At 72.0% G+C, this 17,101-nt stretch carries 13 protein-coding genes; 2 read left to right on the top strand and 11 right to left on the bottom strand.

Going from position 1 to position 17,101, the window contains the following annotated elements; all coding sequences use genetic code 11:
• Positions 1-315: 315 nt before the first annotated feature.
• Positions 316-1,323 (bottom strand): stage II sporulation protein M, encoded by a 1,008-nt coding sequence (locus ACWC5O_RS38405; protein WP_450591013.1) that lies wholly within the window; start codon positions 1,321-1,323, stop codon positions 316-318.
• A 143-nt stretch (positions 1,324-1,466) separates the two neighbouring features.
• On the opposite strand from ACWC5O_RS38405, the gene ACWC5O_RS38400 reads away from it, so the two are divergent.
• Positions 1,467-2,507, top strand: a complete 1,041-nt coding sequence (locus tag ACWC5O_RS38400; protein ID WP_450591014.1) for an RDD family protein — start codon at positions 1,467-1,469, stop codon at positions 2,505-2,507.
• 36 nt (positions 2,508-2,543) lie between these two features.
• Here ACWC5O_RS38400 and ACWC5O_RS38395 read toward each other — a convergent pair whose 3' ends face one another.
• From ACWC5O_RS38395 to ACWC5O_RS38360, 8 genes are all read right to left on the bottom strand, one after another.
• Positions 2,544-3,158 (bottom strand): hypothetical protein, encoded by a 615-nt coding sequence (locus ACWC5O_RS38395; protein ID WP_450591015.1) that lies wholly within the window; start codon positions 3,156-3,158, stop codon positions 2,544-2,546.
• A 108-nt stretch (positions 3,159-3,266) separates the two neighbouring features.
• On the bottom strand, positions 3,267-4,724 hold the full coding sequence (ahcY, locus tag ACWC5O_RS38390) for an adenosylhomocysteinase (protein ID WP_450591017.1): 1,458 nt from the start codon (positions 4,722-4,724) through the stop codon (positions 3,267-3,269).
• Positions 4,725-5,241: 517 nt separating this feature from the next.
• Positions 5,242-6,222 (bottom strand): cation diffusion facilitator family transporter, encoded by a 981-nt coding sequence (locus tag ACWC5O_RS38385; protein ID WP_450591018.1) that lies wholly within the window; start codon positions 6,220-6,222, stop codon positions 5,242-5,244.
• Positions 6,223-6,354: 132 nt separating this feature from the next.
• Entirely contained in the window at positions 6,355-7,506 is a 1,152-nt protein-coding gene (gene manA / locus ACWC5O_RS38380; protein ID WP_450591019.1) for a mannose-6-phosphate isomerase, class I, read from the bottom strand.
• A 95-nt stretch (positions 7,507-7,601) separates the two neighbouring features.
• On the bottom strand, positions 7,602-8,729 hold the full coding sequence (locus tag ACWC5O_RS38375) for an SIS domain-containing protein (RefSeq protein ID WP_450591020.1): 1,128 nt from the start codon (positions 8,727-8,729) through the stop codon (positions 7,602-7,604).
• An 84-nt stretch (positions 8,730-8,813) separates the two neighbouring features.
• Positions 8,814-8,984, bottom strand: a complete 171-nt coding sequence (locus ACWC5O_RS38370) for a Trm112 family protein (protein WP_007382472.1) — start codon at positions 8,982-8,984, stop codon at positions 8,814-8,816.
• A 204-nt stretch (positions 8,985-9,188) separates the two neighbouring features.
• On the bottom strand, positions 9,189-10,553 hold the full coding sequence (locus ACWC5O_RS38365; RefSeq protein WP_450591021.1) for a phosphomannomutase/phosphoglucomutase: 1,365 nt from the start codon (positions 10,551-10,553) through the stop codon (positions 9,189-9,191).
• A gap of 162 nt (positions 10,554-10,715) precedes the next feature.
• Positions 10,716-11,141 (bottom strand): DUF3499 domain-containing protein, encoded by a 426-nt coding sequence (locus ACWC5O_RS38360; protein ID WP_450591096.1) that lies wholly within the window; start codon positions 11,139-11,141, stop codon positions 10,716-10,718.
• 372 nt (positions 11,142-11,513) lie between these two features.
• Here ACWC5O_RS38360 and ACWC5O_RS38355 point away from each other — a divergent pair, with 372 nt between their 5' ends.
• Positions 11,514-11,897, top strand: a complete 384-nt coding sequence (locus ACWC5O_RS38355; protein ID WP_450591023.1) for a metallopeptidase family protein — start codon at positions 11,514-11,516, stop codon at positions 11,895-11,897.
• A 52-nt stretch (positions 11,898-11,949) separates the two neighbouring features.
• On the opposite strand, the gene ACWC5O_RS38350 is transcribed toward ACWC5O_RS38355, so the two are convergent.
• Positions 11,950-13,458: a DUF5719 family protein gene (locus tag ACWC5O_RS38350; RefSeq protein ID WP_450591025.1), complete on the bottom strand. Its 1,509-nt coding sequence runs from the start codon at positions 13,456-13,458 to the stop codon at positions 11,950-11,952.
• Positions 13,455-17,084 carry a glycosyltransferase gene (locus ACWC5O_RS38345; protein ID WP_450591026.1) on the bottom strand — a complete coding sequence of 1,210 codons (3,630 nt, stop codon included), beginning with the start codon at positions 17,082-17,084 and terminating at the stop codon, positions 13,455-13,457. Before ACWC5O_RS38345 ends, ACWC5O_RS38350 begins: the two co-directional genes overlap by 4 nt.
• Between the last annotated feature and the right edge of the window lie 17 nt (positions 17,085-17,101).

Raw genomic sequence — 17,101 nt, 5'->3', positions numbered from 1 at the left:
TCTATCAGATCTTTTCTCGATCCGATTTCCTCGGTGCTTTCCAGGTTTCCGCTCTCGCGGTTTCCTTTCCGGCGGTTCCGACTTTATCAGAAGTTTTTGGCCGGTCTGACCGGCCGCTCATTTCTGAGTAGTAAGTCGGGGGTGCTTCTCTGGGTCACGGTCGCGACGCCTCGGGAAGCAGACAGATTCTAAACGATCAGCCCTGAACTTGTCCAGCTCTAGGCAACTCATTGAATCTACCTCCCCACTCCACCCGTGTCAACAGGTCTTGCGGGGCGAAGAGGAGACTAGCAGCTCACAGGCCCCGGACGCACATCAGGCGGCCGTTGGGATGCTCGCGCTGCGTTCGGCCGCTTCGAGGTCGCCCGTCTCGCCGGCGCGTACCGCGCGGCCGCCGAGGATGTAGACGTACGCCAGGAAGGCCACCTCGACCGCGACCCCGATGCCGATGCGGGCCCAGGTGGGGAGGCCGGACGGGGTGACGAAGCCTTCGATGGCACCGGAGACGAACAGGACCAGGGCGAGGCCTATCGCCATGCCCACGGCGGCCCGGCCCTCCTCGGCGAGTGCGGTGCGGCGGCTTCGGGGGCCCGGGTCGAGGACGGTCCAACCGAGGCGGAGACCGGTGCCCGCGGCGACGAAGACCGCGGTCAGTTCGAGCAGGCCGTGCGGGAGGATCAGGCCGAGGAACGTGTCGAGGCGGCCGGCGGAGGACATCAGACCGATGCCGACGCCCAGGTTGAGCATGTTCTCGAAGAGGATCCAGAGCACGGGCAGACCGAGGAAGACGCCCAGGACCAGGCACATCGCGGCGGCCCGGGCGTTGTTCGTCCACACCTGGGCGGCGAAGGAGGCCGCGGGGTGGCTCGAGTAGTACGTCTCGTACTCGCCGCCGGGTCGCGTCAGCTCGCGCAGCTGGCTGGGGGCCGCGATGGCCGACTGCACCTCCGGGTGGGTGCCTATCCACCAGCCCAGGAGGATCGCGATGACGGTGGAGATGAGCGCGGTGGGCACCCACCAGTGGCGCGCGCGATAGACCGCGGCGGGAAATCCCTGGCCGAGGAAACGCGTGACGTCGCGCCATGAGGCGCGGCGGGTTCCGGTGACGGCGCTGCGCGCGCGTGCCACGAGTTGGCTGAGCCGTCCCGTCAGCTGCGGATCCGGAGCGCTGGACTGGATGAGGGACAGGTGGGTGGCCGTGCGCTGGTAGAGGGCGACGAGTTCGTCGGCCTCGGCGCCGTTGAGGCGGCGCTGGCGGCGGAGCAGGGCGTCGAGGCGGTCCCATTCGGCTCGGTGTGCGGAGACGAAGACGTCCAGGTCCATCGGGTCTGCCTGCTCCTCGGCTGGTCGTCCACTGCTCGTGGTGGAGGCTCGTGATGCTGTCAGCTTGTCTTACTGCGGCGCGATGCGCCCTCAGCTTGGCAGACTTGCGCTTCACGGGGCAGACCAGGGGAAGGACGGCGGGCGTGAGTGAGCTGGTGACCGGTGAGGCGGTGGCGCTGGAACTGCGCCCGGCCAAACTGCCGAGCAGGGCGTTGGCGGTGTTGCTGGACCTGGTCGTGGCGGTGCTCGTGTACATCGGCGTGACCGTCGCGCTGGTGGCCGCGACTGCCTCGTTGGACGAGGCGGCCCAGCTCGCGCTGTCCATCGCGACCTTCATGTTGGTGCTGGTCGGCGGTCCGATAGCGGTGGAGACGCTCAGTCACGGGCGCTCGCTCGGGAAGCTGGCGTTCGGGCTGCGGGTGGTGCGGGACGACGGTGGACCCATCCGGTTCCGGCACGCGCTGGTGCGTGGCGCGATCGGTGTGGTCGAGATCCTGATGACGTTCGGGATCGTGGCCTGCATCGCCTCGCTGGTGTCGGCACGGGGCCGGCGGCTCGGGGACGTCTTCGCGGGCACCCTGGTCGTACGGGAGCGGATTCCCGTGGGTCGGGCCGGCCTCGTGCCTCCGCCTCCGCCAGGGCTCGCGGGGCGGTTCGCCGAGCTGGACCTGTCGGCCGTACCGGATGGGCTGTGGCTTGCCGTCCGGCAGTACCTGACGCGGATGCAGCAGCTCGACCCTCAGGTGTCCTGGGACATGGGGCAGCGGTTCGCGGCCGATCTCGTGGCTCGTACGGGGGCTCCGGCGCCGCAGGGCGTGCACCCGGCCGCTTTCCTGGCGGCTGTGGTCCATGAGCGGCAGGCTCGCGAGGCGCGGCAGGCCTTCGGGGGCCCGGGGCCCGTCGTAGCGGGTGGTACGCCCTCCGGCTTCGCGCCCGGCGCGGCCGGTGTTGCTGTGCCCGGTGACTGTCCTCCGCCGGTGCCTCAGGCGCCCGTGGCGAACGGGTATCAGCCGCAGGCCCCGGTCTGGCCGCAGGGCTCTGGGCAGGCCGGCCCGTTCCAGGCACCGGGCGTGCCACAGTCTCAGGCCCCGGTCGCGCCGCCCGCCTCGACGCAGCAGGACGAGCCGCGCTCCGACCGGCCGGGCACGGGTTCCGGTTCCACCGGATTCGCTCCGCCGGCCTAGCAGGCGCGTCGCGCCGCCGGATCGGGCGGCGCCGGCTCAGTCGAATCTCGACGGCGGTGACTGGAGGTCTTCCAGCTCGATTCCGGGCGCGGACAGGACCACGTCCCCGGCGATGTGCACGGCGTGCTGTTCGCCCGTGTCCAGGGCTGTGACCTGGTATTCGTCCACGGTCAGGGGGCCGTTGTCAGTGGCGTGTGCTTCGCTGTTCACCAAGGCCCAGGACTGGTCCATGGTGCGGGGGGCGAGGACCGGGTCCGTGAAGGCCACAAGGCGTACGCGGGTGGTCGGGGACGAGGGGGTGAGGCGAAGCAGACGGGCGGTGGCGACGAGGAACGCGGGGGACGTGCCGGTGAAGGCGTGGGCGCGCACATTGCCTTCGGTGGCATGAGTTCCGGTCGGGTCGGTGCGGACCCAGGTGACGCCGTCGAGGGCGGCGCCACGCACCTGCCAGCCTCCCGCGTGGAGTTCGAGGCGGATGGGGCGGCCGAGGCCGTCCAGGGCGAGGTCGACCGAGCCGATGTGGTCGCCCGCGGGGCTGGTCAGCTGGGAGACGTAGCGCCAGCCCGACGGGCCGGGGGCGCACTGGAAATGCTCTTCTGCGAGGGGGGTGTGATCGTGCGGATCGTGGAGCGAATAGCGGCCGCGGGGCATGGGGGTCCTGGGGCTTGACGGGCTGGTCCGGCCTGAGGCCAAAGGGGCAGGCCCCCGGCACGGGGGTGCGGGGGCCTGCCTCGGAGGAACTAGCTGCGGACCTGCGGATCAGTAGCGGTAGTGGTCCGACTTGTACGGGCCGTCGACCTCCACGCCGATGTACGCGGCCTGCTCGGGGCGCAGCTTGGTGAGCTTCACGCCGAGCGCGTCCAGGTGGAGGCGGGCGACCTTCTCGTCGAGGTGCTTGGGCAGCGTGTAGACGCCGGTCGGGTACTCGTCGGGCTTGGTGAACAGCTCGATCTGGGCCAGGGTCTGGTCCGCGAAGGAGTTGGACATCACGAACGACGGGTGACCGGTGGCGTTGCCCAGGTTCAGCAGCCGGCCCTCGGACAGCACGATGATCACCTTGCCGTCGGGGAACTTCCAGGTGTGGACCTGCGGCTTGACCTCGTCCTTGACGATGCCGGGGACCTTGGCGAGACCGGCCATGTCGATCTCGTTGTCGAAGTGGCCGATGTTGCCGACGATGGCCTGGTGCTTCATCTTGGCCATGTCCGAGGCCATGATGATGTCCTTGTTGCCGGTCGTGGTGATGAAGATGTCGGCCTTGTCGACGACCTCGTCGAGGGTCGTGACCTGGTAGCCGTCCATCGCCGCCTGCAGGGCGCAGATCGGGTCGATCTCGGTGACGATCACGCGGGCGCCCTGGCCGCGCAGGGACTCCGCGCAGCCCTTGCCGACGTCGCCGTAGCCGCAGACGACGGCGGTCTTGCCGCCGATCAGGACGTCGGTGGCGCGGTTGATGCCGTCGACCAGGGAGTGGCGGCAGCCGTACTTGTTGTCGAACTTCGACTTGGTGACGGCGTCGTTGACGTTGATCGCCGGGAAGAGGAGGACGCCGTCGCGCTGCATCTCGTACAGGCGGTGGACGCCGGTGGTGGTCTCCTCGGTGACGCCGCGGATCTCGGAGGCCAGCTGGGTCCACTTCTGGGGGTTCTCGCCCAGGGTGCGGTGCAGCAGCTGGAGGATGACGCGGTGCTCGTCGGACTCGGCGGTCTCCAGGCCGGGGACCTTACCGTCCTTCTCGTACTCGACGCCCTTGTGGACGAGGAGGGTGGCGTCACCGCCGTCGTCCAGGATCATGTTCGGGCCGCCGGTGGGGCTGTCCGGCCAGGTCAGCGCCTGCTCGGTGCACCACCAGTACTCATCCAGGGTCTCGCCCTTCCAGGCGAAGACCGGGACGCCCTGCGGGTTGTCGGGCGTGCCGTTCGGGCCGACGGCGATGGCGGCGGCCGCGTGGTCCTGGGTGGAGAAGATGTTGCAGGACGCCCAGCGGACCTGCGCGCCCAGGGCGACGAGGGTCTCGATGAGCACGGCGGTCTGCACGGTCATGTGCAGGGAGCCGGTGACACGGGCGCCGGCGAGGGGCTGCGCCTCGGCGTACTCCTTGCGGATCGCCATGAGGCCCGGCATCTCGTGCTCGGCGAGGGTGATCTCCTTGCGGCCGAACTCGGCCAGGGAGAGGTCGGCGACCTTGAAGTCCTGTCGGTTGTCGACAGTCGTCATTGCGAGCTGCTCCTCGGGGTTGGGTCGAGGTGGTTACGGCTGGTCTGCGCGGCGGCGGACACAGGGGTGCCCGAGAACAGGCACAGGCATGCCCACGTACGCGCAGCGCAGTCCGTCGGAGGCCCTCTCTCCCTCGGTCGGTCCGCGTTGGGACCGCCCGACCGCCATCAGCAGCGACGTCTGGCTCCGTCCCAAGCTACACCGGAGGGCCGGGCCGCCCCCAGTCCGCATGCGAACAGTTCAGGTCGTTCCGGAGACGTGACCGGGGGCCGGCGCGGGGTTTCGCGGCGGGTGGGCAGGCGACGGGAAAGCGTGGGCGGGAGGCCGCAGCCCGGTACGAAAGGGGACTTTCGCATCTTTGCGTCGGCGGTGGGGTGCTCGTTCCCCCGGATCCGCACCGGTTTCTCTCCTGACCGCGCAAGAGTTACCGCACGGCGAGTTCACCGCGAGCGTGGCGAAGGACACCGGCGGTGCCGTCGGCGCCCCGGCCCGTGGAGCCGACTCGGGGGTGGGCTCCTCAGTGACCGACCGGGTGCGGGGTCGGGCCGCCCGGGGTCGCCTCCGGGTCCGGGCCCTTGGCGGCTTCGGCCTCACTGTAGATGTCCGGCTCCAGGTAGATGACCCGGGCGATGGGGACGGCGGCGCGGATGCGGGCCTCGGCCGCGTCGATGGCGTTCGCGATCTCGGCGGCCGTGTCGTCGTGCTGGACGGCGATCTTGGCGGCGATCAGCAGTTCCTCGGGGCCGAGGTGGAGCGTGCGCATGTGGATGACGCCGGTGACGGTGTCGCCGTCGACGATCGCGGCCTCGATCTTCTTGACCTCCTCGATGCCCGCGGCCTCGCCGAGCAGCAGCGACTTGGTCTCGGCGGCCAGGACGAGGGCGATCAGGACGAGCAGGACGCCGATGCAGACCGTGCCGATGCCGTCCCAGACGCCGTTGCCGGTGAGCAGGGCGAGACCGACGCCGAAGAAGGCGAGGACCAGGCCGATGAGCGCGCCGAAGTCCTCCAGCAGGACGACGGGCAGTTCCGGCGCCTTGGCGTGGCGGATGAACTGCGACCAGGACAGCTTGCCCCGCAGCTCGTTCGACTCCTTGATGGCCGTGCGGAAGGAGAAGCCCTCGGCGATGATCGCGAAGACGAGGACGCCCATCGGCCAGTACCAGTGCTCGACCTCGTGCGGGTGGACGATCTTCTCGTAGCCCTCGTAGATGGCGAACATGCCGCCGACGGAGAACAGGACGATCGAGACGAGGAAGGCGTAGATGTACCGCTCGCGGCCGTAGCCGAAGGGGTGCTGCGGGGTCGCCTCGCGCTGGGCCTTCTTGCCGCCGATCAGGAGCAGGAACTGGTTCCCCGAGTCGGCGAGCGAGTGGACGCCCTCGGCGAGCATCGACGAGGAGCCACTGAACGCGAACGCCACGAACTTCGATGCCGCGATCGCGAGGTTGGCGCCGAGTGCCGCCACGATCGCTTTGGTACCGCCTGACGCGCTCATGTGTCCGCGTTGTCCCTTCGCCCTCGTCCGTCCACGCCGTCCGGGCGTGTGCCCGGCTTTGCCCGTGCTTTGCCGGTGGGCCATTCTTGCAGCCCGGCCGGGCGGCGGTGCCTCAGGTGTCCACAGCCCCGGTCATACGATCACAGTGGCGCGGAAGACCGTGCCGGCGCCGGACACCTCGGCCTTCTCGCCGGCGGGGACGAAGACCGACTGGCCGGGGGCGAGTCCGTGTTCGCCCGCCCGGACGGAACCGGCCGTGCAGAGCAGGATCTGCGGGGTGCGCAGGGTGAGGTCGTGGGTGGTGCCGCCCTCGGGGAGCACGTACCGGGAGAGCCGGAACTCGTCGATCGGCGTCTCGTAGACCTCCTCGCCGTCCGGGGAGGCCTCGGGGCGCAGCACGCCCGGGTCGCCGGCCTCGAAGCGGACGACGCGAAGGAGTTCGGGGACGTCGACGTGCTTGGGGGTCAGGCCGCAGCGCAGGACGTTGTCGGAGTTGGCCATGATCTCGACGCCGAGGCCGTTGAGGTAGGCGTGCGGGATGCCGGCGCCGAGGAACAGGGCCTCGCCGGGCTGCAGACGGACGTAGTTGAGCAGCATGGCCGCGATGACGCCGGGGTCGCCCGGGTAGTGGTGGGCGAGGTCGGCGTAGGGCGCGTAGTCGCCGCCGAGGCGGGTGCAGGCTGCGGTGGCCTCGGCGACCGTGTGGGCCATCTCCTTCGGGTCGGCGCTGAGGACGGCCGTGAGGACCTCGCGCAGGGCCGCGTCCTCGGGGTGGGCGTGCAGCAGGTCGACGTACGGCTTCAGGGAGTCGACGCCGAGTCCGTCGAGCAGGCCGGCCGCTTGGACCGGGTCTCGGAAGCCGCACAGGCCGTCGAACTCGGTGAGCGCGCAGATCAGTTCCGGCTTGTGGTTGGCGTCCTTGTAGTTGCGGTGCGGCGCGTCCACAGGGACGCCGCGCCGCTCCTCGTCGGCGTAGCCCTCCTTGGCCTGTGCCAGGTCGGGGTGCACCTGGAGGGAGAGGGGGGCACCGGCGGCGAGGATCTTGAGCAGGAAGGGCAGGTGGGGGCCGAACCTGGCGACCGCCTCCGCTCCGAGTTCCTTCTCCGGGTCCGCGTCGACGACCTCGACGAGCGTCCCGCGCGCGGTGCGTGAGGGAGCACCCGGGTGCGCTCCCATCCACATCTCCGCCTGTGGTTCGCCGGTCGGCTCCACGCCGAGCAGGTGTGGGATGGCGGTGGTGGAACCCCAGGCGTAGGGGCGGACGGTGTTGTCGAGGCGGTCCATGTGGTTTCTCTGTCTCCGTTACGTACGCTGCTCGGCCGGCGCCGTCGCCGGTCCCGCGCCGGTGGAAGCCGCGGGTCGGACGACCTGGAGCAAGATCAGGCCCCGGAAGCGAGCGCCAGGTAAACGGCGGCGAAATCCGTGATGGCGATCAGTTCCGCGAGGGTCTCGAGATCGCCGCCCTCCTCCGGTTCCAGCTCGCTGATCGGCGTGTCGTGGCTGAGGGCCAGGTCACGGGCGCCGGGAGCAGCGGTGAGGCCGCCGATCGGGCGGTCGCGGAGCAGCACCACGCGCGCGTGCAGCGCGGGCGTCTCCTCCACGCGGTCGCGGAAGAAGTCCTCGGGGTCGGCGCTGGCCGCGAGGGGACCGGCCAGCAGGGCGCTGTGCGCGGCGAGTGCCTCGGGGAGTTCGGCGACCAGGGCGGGGCGGCCGGCCAGTTCGGCGAGGGCGGCGGAGAAACGGCGGCCCGCGGGCCCGGCCGAGCTGCCCTCCGTCCATACGACGGGCAGCGCGTCGGCGAGCTCGGCGGCCAGGGTCTTGGCCGGGTTGCTGTAGGTCGCGATGGCCGGGCCGCAGCGTTCGGCGATGTGGTCCAGGCGGTCGGCGACCTTCTCCAGGGCGTCCGGCGGGGCGGTGAGCAGGCCGATGCGGTCGAGGAGGGCCAGCAGCGGGGTGAGCAGGGCCCAGAAGACACCCGGGGAGGACGCTGCGAGGGGTTCTTCCTGGTCGTACGGTGCCGTCGCCATCGGTACGAACAGGCCGTGCGCGCCGGCCATCGCCTCGGCGAGCGGGGTGCCGGCGGGGGCTACGGCGACGACCGAGCAGCCGCGGCGGTAGGCCTGCTCGGCGAGCATGGAGAGGCTGGGTTCGGTGCCGTCCGGGGTGGCGATCAGCACGAGGTCCACGGAGCCGGCCCAGCCCGGGAGCTCCCAGCGCAGGGCGCCTGCGGCCGGAGCGACGCCGGTCGGGGCCAATCGGGTGACGGGGCTGCCGGGGCCGGCGAGGCTGCTGATGAAGTCGGCCGTGTGGGTGGCGGCTGCTCCCGGGCCCGCGATCAGGACGGCGCGGGGCCGGCCGTCGGGCTTGAGGTCGCCGACGCCGGCCTCTGTGGCGTGCCGGGCCGCGGTGCGGACGCGGGCGCCGGCCTCCGCCGCGCCGCGGAGGAGGCCTCGGCGGTCGGCCTCGGCGAGGCCCTCCGGGGCGTCGAGCAGCGATTCGTCGAGCATGGGCGGCAGCCTCCGATCGCCGGGGATCCTGTGCGGGGGTCGAGCGCGAGGGTGGGCGCTTCGCGTTGCGGGGCGGTGGGCCTCTTACGCGGGGCGGCGGGCCTCGTCGACGAGCAGGACCGGGATGCCGTCGCGGACGGGGTACGCCAGGCCGCAGTCCTGGCCGGTGCAGATCAGCTCGGTGTCCTGCTCCTTGAGGGGGGCGTGGCAGGCCGGGCAGGCGAGGATCTCCAGGAGGCCGGCTTCGAGCGGCATGGGGTTTCCCTTCGGGGGGACGGCTTTGCTGATGTGCGGTCAGCGTACCGCTGGTGGGTGGGTTGAGCTGGGCTTGCATGGCACCCAGGGGGCTCTGCCCCCTGGGTGCCGGATTTTTGCCCACCCGCCCACTCGTCTCGGTCGGCCGAGAAGCGAGGTCCCGGCGTCTCGGCTCGGGTGGGCTGAAGGGGCGGGTCTCGTGGGTCAGGCCCTGATGATCGCCAGTGCCTCGTCGCGGATCTTGGTCATCGTTGCCTCCTCCTTGGCCTCCGCATTCAGGCGGAGGAGGGGTTCCGTGTTGGACGGTCGGACGTTGAACCACCAGTCGGCGGCGGAGACCGTGAGGCCGTCGAGGTCGTCGAGGGTGATGCCGGGGCGGCCCTCGTAGGCGGCGCGGATCGCGGCGAGGCGGGCCGCCTGGTCGGCGACCGTGGAGTTGATCTCGCCGGAGCCCGCGTAGCGGTCGTACTGGGCGACGAGGGCGGACAGGGGGCCGTCCTGGCCGCCGAGGGCCGCGAGGACGTGCAGGGCGGCCAGCATGCCCGTGTCGGCGTTCCAGAAGTCCTTGAAGTAGTAGTGGGCGGAGTGCTCGCCGCCGAAGATCGCGCCGGAGTGGGCCATCTCGGCCTTGATGAAGGAGTGGCCGACGCGGGTGCGGACCGGGGTGCCGCCGTTCTCCTTCACCACCTCCGGGACCGTGCGGGAGGTGATCAGGTTGTGGATGACCGTGCCCTTGCCGCCGTTGCGGGCCAACTCGCGGGCGGCGACCAGCGCGGTGATCGCCGACGGGGAGACCGGGTCGCCGTTCTCGTCCACGACGAAGCAGCGGTCGGCGTCGCCGTCGAAGGCGATGCCGAGGTCGGCGCCTTCCTCCGGGACCCGCTTCTGCAGGTCCACGATGTTGGCCGGGTCGAGCGGGTTGGCCTCGTGGTTCGGGAAGGTGCCGTCCAGTTCGAAGTACATCGGGACGAGGGTCAGGGGCAGGCCGGCGAAGACCGTGGGGACCGTGTGGCCGCCCATGCCGTTGCCGGCGTCGACCACGACCTTCAGGGGGCGGATGGAGGTCAGGTCGACGAGGGAGCGGAGGTGCGCCGCGTAATCCTCCAACGTCTCGCGCGTGGTGAGGGTTCCCGGCTCGGCGACCGCTTCGGGGGCGCCCGACTCCAGCCAGCGCTCGGCCAGTTCGCGGATCTGCGCGAGGCCCGTGTCCTGGCCGACGGGGGCGGCGCCCGCGCGGCACATCTTGATGCCGTTGTACTGCGCCGGGTTGTGGGAGGCCGTGAACATCGCGCCCGGGAGGTTCAGTGCGCCCGAGGCGTAGTACAGCTGGTCCGTGGAGCACAGGCCGATCTCGGTGACGTCCACGCCGCGGTCCGCCGCGCCGCGCGCGAAAGCGCGGGACAGTGCGGGGGACGAGGGGCGCATGTCGTGGCCGACGACGATCGCCGCCGCGCCTGTCACCTCGGCGAAGGCGGCGCCGAAGAGGCCGGCCAGCGACTCGTCCCACTGGTCCGGGACCACTCCGCGTACGTCGTACGCCTTCACGATCTGCGACAGATCAGCAGCCACGGCCAACCCTCCTGAAAGTCCTATGGGTGCCCACAAACTACCCGTCAGGGGTAAGGGGCGGGTGTGCGGACACCAAGTGGACCCTCAGGTGCCTCCGAGTCGTAACGCGGGGCGGGGGTGACGTGGAGTGGTGTCGGAGGGCCGAGTGCCTTTGGGCGGGGCTCAGTTGTCCGGGGAACGCAGGACGCGCAGGTGGCCGCGGCGGGCGACCTCCATGGGGTCCGCGGTACGCCCTCCGCCGCCCGCCCCGGCCGCGCGCTCCTGGGGGCGGGCAGCCTCGCGCACGGCGTTGGCGAGCGCTTCCAGGTCGTCGCCGCTGGGCCGCGCGGGAGCGGATCCGTCGAGGAGGCGGACGACCTCCCAGCCGCGGGGCGCGGTGAGGCGCTCGGAGTGCTCGGCGCACAGGTCGTAGCAGTGGGGTTCGGCGTAGGTGGCGAGCGGGCCGAGGACCGCGGTCGAGTCGGCGTAGACGTACGTCAGCGTCGCGACGGCGGGTCGGCCGCAGGCGGTTCGCGAACAGCGACGTACAGGGCTCACGACGTTGGACGGTACCGCACTCTTGAGCGGGCCGCGACGACTCTCCTCCAGGTCACTCCACCGTGTCGTGCTGTGAGACGCCCCACACGTCTCTCCGAACACGCCTTTCTGACCTGCATGGACGGGTCTGTGCGAGGCGACGCTCGGGACTCGGTCCGGTCATGATTCGGTACAAACAACGTCAATTGCCTTGAGTTCGGCGGTCTTGGAGGGTTACGGAAACGAGCCAGACCTTGGCCGGAATGGTCATCCTGCAACATGGGGATGTCACTGGCCGGTCGCCGTGCGGTCGGGGGCCGGTTGCCGCGTGGGCGCCGGGCGGGGGGAGCGTGCGGGGACTACGCTTCACCAGTGATGGACAACCGTGTACCGCCCCGTGCCGCCGGCCCCGGGCCCCGTCGACGTGATCGTCACGGGCGGGGCATGAGGGGGCCTGTCGCGCCGCCGCAGGTGCCGTTGGCGGCCAGCCGTGCCGAGGTGTTCGCGGACCTGGTGCAGGACTCCGTGGAGCGTCTTGAGCGGCGGTGGCCGCAGCTGGCCGACATCGACTTCCTGGTTCTCGAGGTGCCCCGGCTGGAGGGGCGGGGTGCTGAGAGGTGGAGCGACGAGGCTGTGCCGTTGGGCGGGATCATCCCTGCGCGGGACGGGCGGCGGGCTCGGGTCGTGGTGTACCGGCGGCCGGTGGAGATCCGGACCAAGGGGCGGGACGAGCGGGCTGCGCTGGTGCACGAGGTGGTTGTGGAGCAGGTGGCCGAGTTGTTGGGGCTGACTCCGGAGACTGTGGATCCTCGGTACGGGGAGGACTAGGGCGGGGTTGCAGCTACGGGCACACGACTGCCCGCAGCTGCGTCGCCCCCGGCTACTTCTGCAGTATCGACAAGTCCTCGTCCGTCTCCGGTACCGCCACCAGGCCTCGGTCGCTCGGGAGGGTTTGGATGGTGAAGCCGGGGATGCCGGACTCTGTGGCCGAGAGGGTGCGGGCGGCGTACAAGGGGGCGTCGGAGGTGGGTTCCACCGTGAGGGCGTACGTGCCCTTCAGACCCGAGGGGGCAGGGGCCGAAATGTCCTGGGTGGTACCGGACTTGATCGTGTAGGTCTTCGTCACCGGGGTGCCGCCCTCGCTGCCCGCCGAGGCGGTGACCTTGACCGTGACCGTCGCGCTGGGGGCGGTCAGGGAGAGGGTCGAGGACTTGCCGCTGTTGTCGGCCGACGTCGCGCGCGTGCCGACCGGGGCCGTGGCGGGGATGAACGCCGTCTCCTGCTTGGCTCCCTTGCCGCGGATCACGCGCAGGGCCGCCACGACCGGGACCGACTGGTCCGTGGGCGTCAGGACCAGGGAGCCCGCCTCGCCGCGGGTGACGTCGCCGAGGTCGGCCGCGGTGGTCATGCCGGACTTGACGTGCAGGGTCTCGTTCCCGGCCGGGGTGATCAGGCCGTCGGGCGAGGCCAGGCGGACCTTCAGGTCCGCGTCGGCGTCGCCGGGCGTGAAGGCGATCAGGCGGACGTCGGTGGCGTCCTTCGGGATGCCGGGCAGGACCAGGCTGCCGGCCGGGTCGGCGGCCGCGGCCAGCCAGTCGCCGCCCACCTTGTCGTCAAGGGCCTGCACCGCCGCGCCGACCCGCCCGCCGCGCACGTTGACGTGCACGGTCAGGTCGGTCTGCTGCTCGTCGGTGAGGGTGGACAGGAGGATCGGCTTGCTCGAGTGCGGGGGGATCGTGAAGCCGTCCGGCACCGTGGACTTGATCGCACCGTCCTTGCCGTACAACTCGATGTCGACGACCGCGGCGGAGTCGTCCGGGTTGGTGAGGTGCACGTAGTCGGTGCGGTCGGTGGACGTGCTGGCGCCCGGGAACCAGAACTCGGTGTCCGGGGCGGTGCAGTTGAGGCCCTGGAGGCCGCGGCCGGTGCCCGCGGCGATCTCGGTGGTCTCCTGGACGGTCCAGCCCGGCGCGAACTTCCCGTCGGCGGTGCCGACCAGCGCGGGCGCGTCTGCGCCTGAGGTGGCACCGGTGACCGGTGTGCCGGGTTCCTTCGGGGTGAGGACCGGCTTGTCGGCCTTCTTCTTGGTGTCCTTGCCGGTCTTGGTGCCGCTCGTGCCGTCCGCCGACTGCTCGGCGGCCGCCTGGAGTTCGGCTTTGCCGCCGCCCGCCGCGCCCTTGGTGACGGGCGTGAACGACGTGTAGGACGTGTCGGCGATGTCGGAGATGCTGGGCGCGGGGCACAGCAGGCCGGCGCGCTCCACGGGCAGCTCGGCGGCCGCCTTGGCGGTGCCCGCGCCGGACGCGGACGGTGTGTCGAGCGCGGCGAAGGCGGTGACGGCGGCCAGTGCGGTCGTGCCGGCGATCAGGGACAGGGTCGTGCGGTTCACTGCTGGCTCCCGTCGGGGCGCTCACTGCCGGTGCCGTAGGGGTGCTGGGCCTGGCCGTAGCCCTCCTGGTACGCCGTCGGGTCGTACGGCATCTGCCCGTCGGTACCGCCGTAGGCGTAGGGGTCGTACTGGCCGTTCTGGTAGGGGTCGGGCTGGTACGTCTGCTGGTCGTAGCCGCCGGCCGGGTACTGGCCCGCCCCCTGGTACTGGTCGGTGCCGTAGCCGGCGTACTCGGCGCCCTGGTAGGACGCGGCGTCCCAGTCGGCGTACTGCTGCTGATGCGGGACGGCGGCCGGGACCTCCTCCGGCGCGGGCGGCACAGCGGGCTGTTCCTGGTCGGCCGCCTCCTCGGCCTGGGCGCGCAGACGGCGGGCGCGGCGGCCCTCGCCCGCGGTGGCCTGGGCGGGCAGCGGCTGCTCCTCGGGGAGGTCGTCGTCGATGTCGCGGCGGCGGCCGGGCAGGGCGAGGACGACGAGGACGACGGCGAGCGCGCCCTGGGTCCACAGCCAGGCGGTGTGGGTGACCGGGGCGTCGTAGGTGACGTCCAGCCTGCCGCCGGTGGAGGGCAGCTGGAAGCCCTGGGCCCAGCCGTCGACCGTGGTGCGGGTGAGCGGCCTGCCGTCCAGGGTGGCCGTCCAGCCGTCGGAGGCGGCGTCGGCCAGGCGCAGGACGCGGCTGCCCGAGCCCGAGGCCGAGGGGACGGTGGTGTGGATCTCCACCGGTCCGGCGGCGACGGACCGGGCGGTGCCGGAGCCGCCCGCGGGCACGATGGTGGCGCGGGAGACCTGCTGGTCGACCCGCCACAGGGCGCTGCCGTTCTGCTGGCTGAGCCTGCTCAGGCCGTGCGTGGCGTCCAGGACGCGGGTGATCTCGCGGGGTGCGCCCTTGTGGACGAGGACGTAGCGGACCGTGAAGCCGCCGAGCTGGCCGGCCTGGTCGGCGCCGGAGCCGGCGACGAGGTTGGCGACGACCTTGTCGAGCTTGGCGTTCTCACCGTCGGCGGCAGTGAGTTCGGCGTCTCCCAGGCGGGCGCCGGAGCCGCGGACGAGGGTGTAGCGCACGCGCGCGGTGGAGTCGCTGTCGAGGATCAGGGTGCGGGCCTGGTCGGCGTTGGTGGCGTCCTCGGCGACGAACGCGGGGACCTGCACCGGGTCGCGGCGCTCCAGCGGGCCGTCGGCGCCGCGGATCATCCAGCCGGCGGCGACGAGCAGCGGGCCCGCGGCCGAGGCGAAGGCGATGAGGGCGGCGACCGGCTGGCGCCAGCCGAAGCTCTGCTCGGCCACGCGCGCGCGTGCCCCGTCGGCGCCGAGCGCGGCGGCGGCGAGCAGGGCGATGCCGTAGACGAGGGTGGCGGGTCCGGCCCAGGTGGAGTGGTTGGACAGGACGGCGAAGACGAGGCCGATCAGGGCGACCGCCCAGGCGGTCCGGATGCCCAACTGACGTTCGGAGCGCAGGAGTGCGGCCAGGGCGGCGAGGACGATGCCGATGAGCATCAGGCCGTGGACGGTGCCGGGGCCGCCCGGGCTCGCGCCGAGCAGGTCGAGCGCGGAGGCGGACGAGGAGCCGTACTCCAGGCCCGCCTCCTTGAAGAAGCCGGTCGGGAGCAGGGTGAGCGACCAGGGGGCGAGGACCAGCAGCGGGGTGCCGAGCTGGGCCAGGAAGCGCAGGCCGTGGGCGACGAGGTCGCCGCGGCGCAGGACCAGCACGCCGAGGCCGAGGATCAGGGCGATGGGCCAGACGATCGGCGTGAACGCGGTGGTGACGGTCAGCAGCAACGCGTACGCCCAGGTGGCGCGCCAACTTCCGCGCGCTCCGGAGGCATTGGCCAGACCACTCGCGGCGACGCCCGCGCGTGCGATGAGCGGCAGCAGCACGGCGAGGACGGCGGTGCCGATGCGGCCCCCTGCCAGGGCGCCGGTGGCGGCGGGCAGGAAGGCGTAGGCGATGGCCGCCCAGGCGCGCAGCAGGCGGGAGGTGACGAGGGGCCGGGAGGCGAAGTAGGCGGTGAAGCCGGCCAGCGGCACCGAGCAGACCAGCAGGACGGTGACCGCGAGCCCGGTGGACCCGAACAGGATCGACGCGAGCGTCGCCACGACGGCCAGGTAGGGCGGTGCGGACGGGGTGCCGCCGGCGCCGACCGGGTGCCAGGTGTCCGCGAAGCGGGACCAGAGGTCGCCGGCGTCGGCCGGGGCGGGCAGCAGGGCGCCGCCCGCGAGCGCGCCGCCGCCGAGCAGGGCGCGGCAGGCGGCGAGGGAGACCAGGAGCAGGGCCAGGAAGAGCACCGGGCCGGGCTTGCGGGCGATCCGCTTGAGCCGGGCGAACTGCTCGATCTCCAGGAAGTCGGCGTCGTCGCCGCCGGGACCCGACTCCACGGCGCCGCCGTGCCGGCCGGCCGGGGAGGTGTCGCTGTCGGAGCCGCCGGAGAAGTTGCCGGCGATCTGTTCCACGGTGGCGCGGACGGTGGCGCCGGGCGGCGGGAAGAGCCGGCGCAGTTCGCCCTTGTCGATCTGGGAGGGTCCGCGGCGGCGCCGTCCGGCGAGGATCCGCTCGGGTCGCAGCAGGGTGCCGAGCAGGCCGCGGATCTCGTCGACGGCCTGTCCGGGGACCTTGCCGACGAGATAGGCGACGGTCCGCAGGAGGGTGCCGAGGACGAGCCGCAGCAGCACCCAGGGCAGCGCGGCGGCACGGGTGTTGACGAGGAGGGTGTAGGCGGCGCCGGCCTTGTCGACCTTGTGCGGGGAGGCGGCGGTGCGGCCCATGCAGTCGACGGTACGGCGCTCGCGGGAGGCCGCCTCGGCGTGCCGTACGACCGCCTCGGGGGCGACCAGGACCCGGTGTCCGGCCCGGTGGGCGCGCCAGCACAGGTCGACGTCGTCGCGCATCAGGGGCAGCCGGCGGTCGAATCCGCCGAGCTGTTCGAAGACGTCGCGGCGGATGAGCATGCCGGCGGTGGAGACGGAGAGCACGGTGCGGACGTGGTCGTGCTGGCCCTGGTCCTGTTCGCGGCGGTCCAGACCGGTCCAGCGGCGGCCGGAGTTGGCGATGGAGACGCCGACCTCCAGCAGTTGCCTGCGGTCGTACCAGCCGCGCAGCTTGGGGCCGACGACCGCCACGTCGTCCCGGCCCAGTTCGATTTCGTTCTCGACGACGCGGAGCAGCTGGGCGAGGGCGTCGGGTTCGGGTGCGCAGTCGTCGTGCAGCAGCCACAGCCACTGGACGGGCTCACCGTGCGGCAGTTCGGGCATGTCGTAGGCGTCGTCGCGCCACGAGCGGGTGACCGGGTCCCAGCCGCTGGGGCGCTTGAGGTACGGCAGCTCGTCCGGGGTGAGGACCGGGGCGGTGCGGCACGCCTCCTCGACGGCCTGGCCGAAGCCGGTGCGCCGGGCGAGGTGCAGCACGCGGTTGTCGCCGAGGACCTCGGTGACCAGCTGGGCGGAGTCGTCCGCGCTGCCGGTGTCGGCCGCCACCGCGTACTGGACGGGGCGCTCCTGGCCGAGCAGCCCGGCGAGAGCGTCGGGCAGCCAGCGGGCGCCGTCGTGGGAGACGAGGACCGCGGTCACCACATGACGCGGGAACTCAGGAGTGGCGGCCTGATCTTGGGCTGGCGTATGGCTGTGCACGGACATCGAGGTACGGGCCCCGG

Source organism: Streptomyces sp. NPDC001450 (assembly GCF_053597295.1).
The sequence above is the reverse complement of the archived record's forward strand: the minus strand, read 5'-3'. Positions and strand labels throughout refer to the sequence as shown.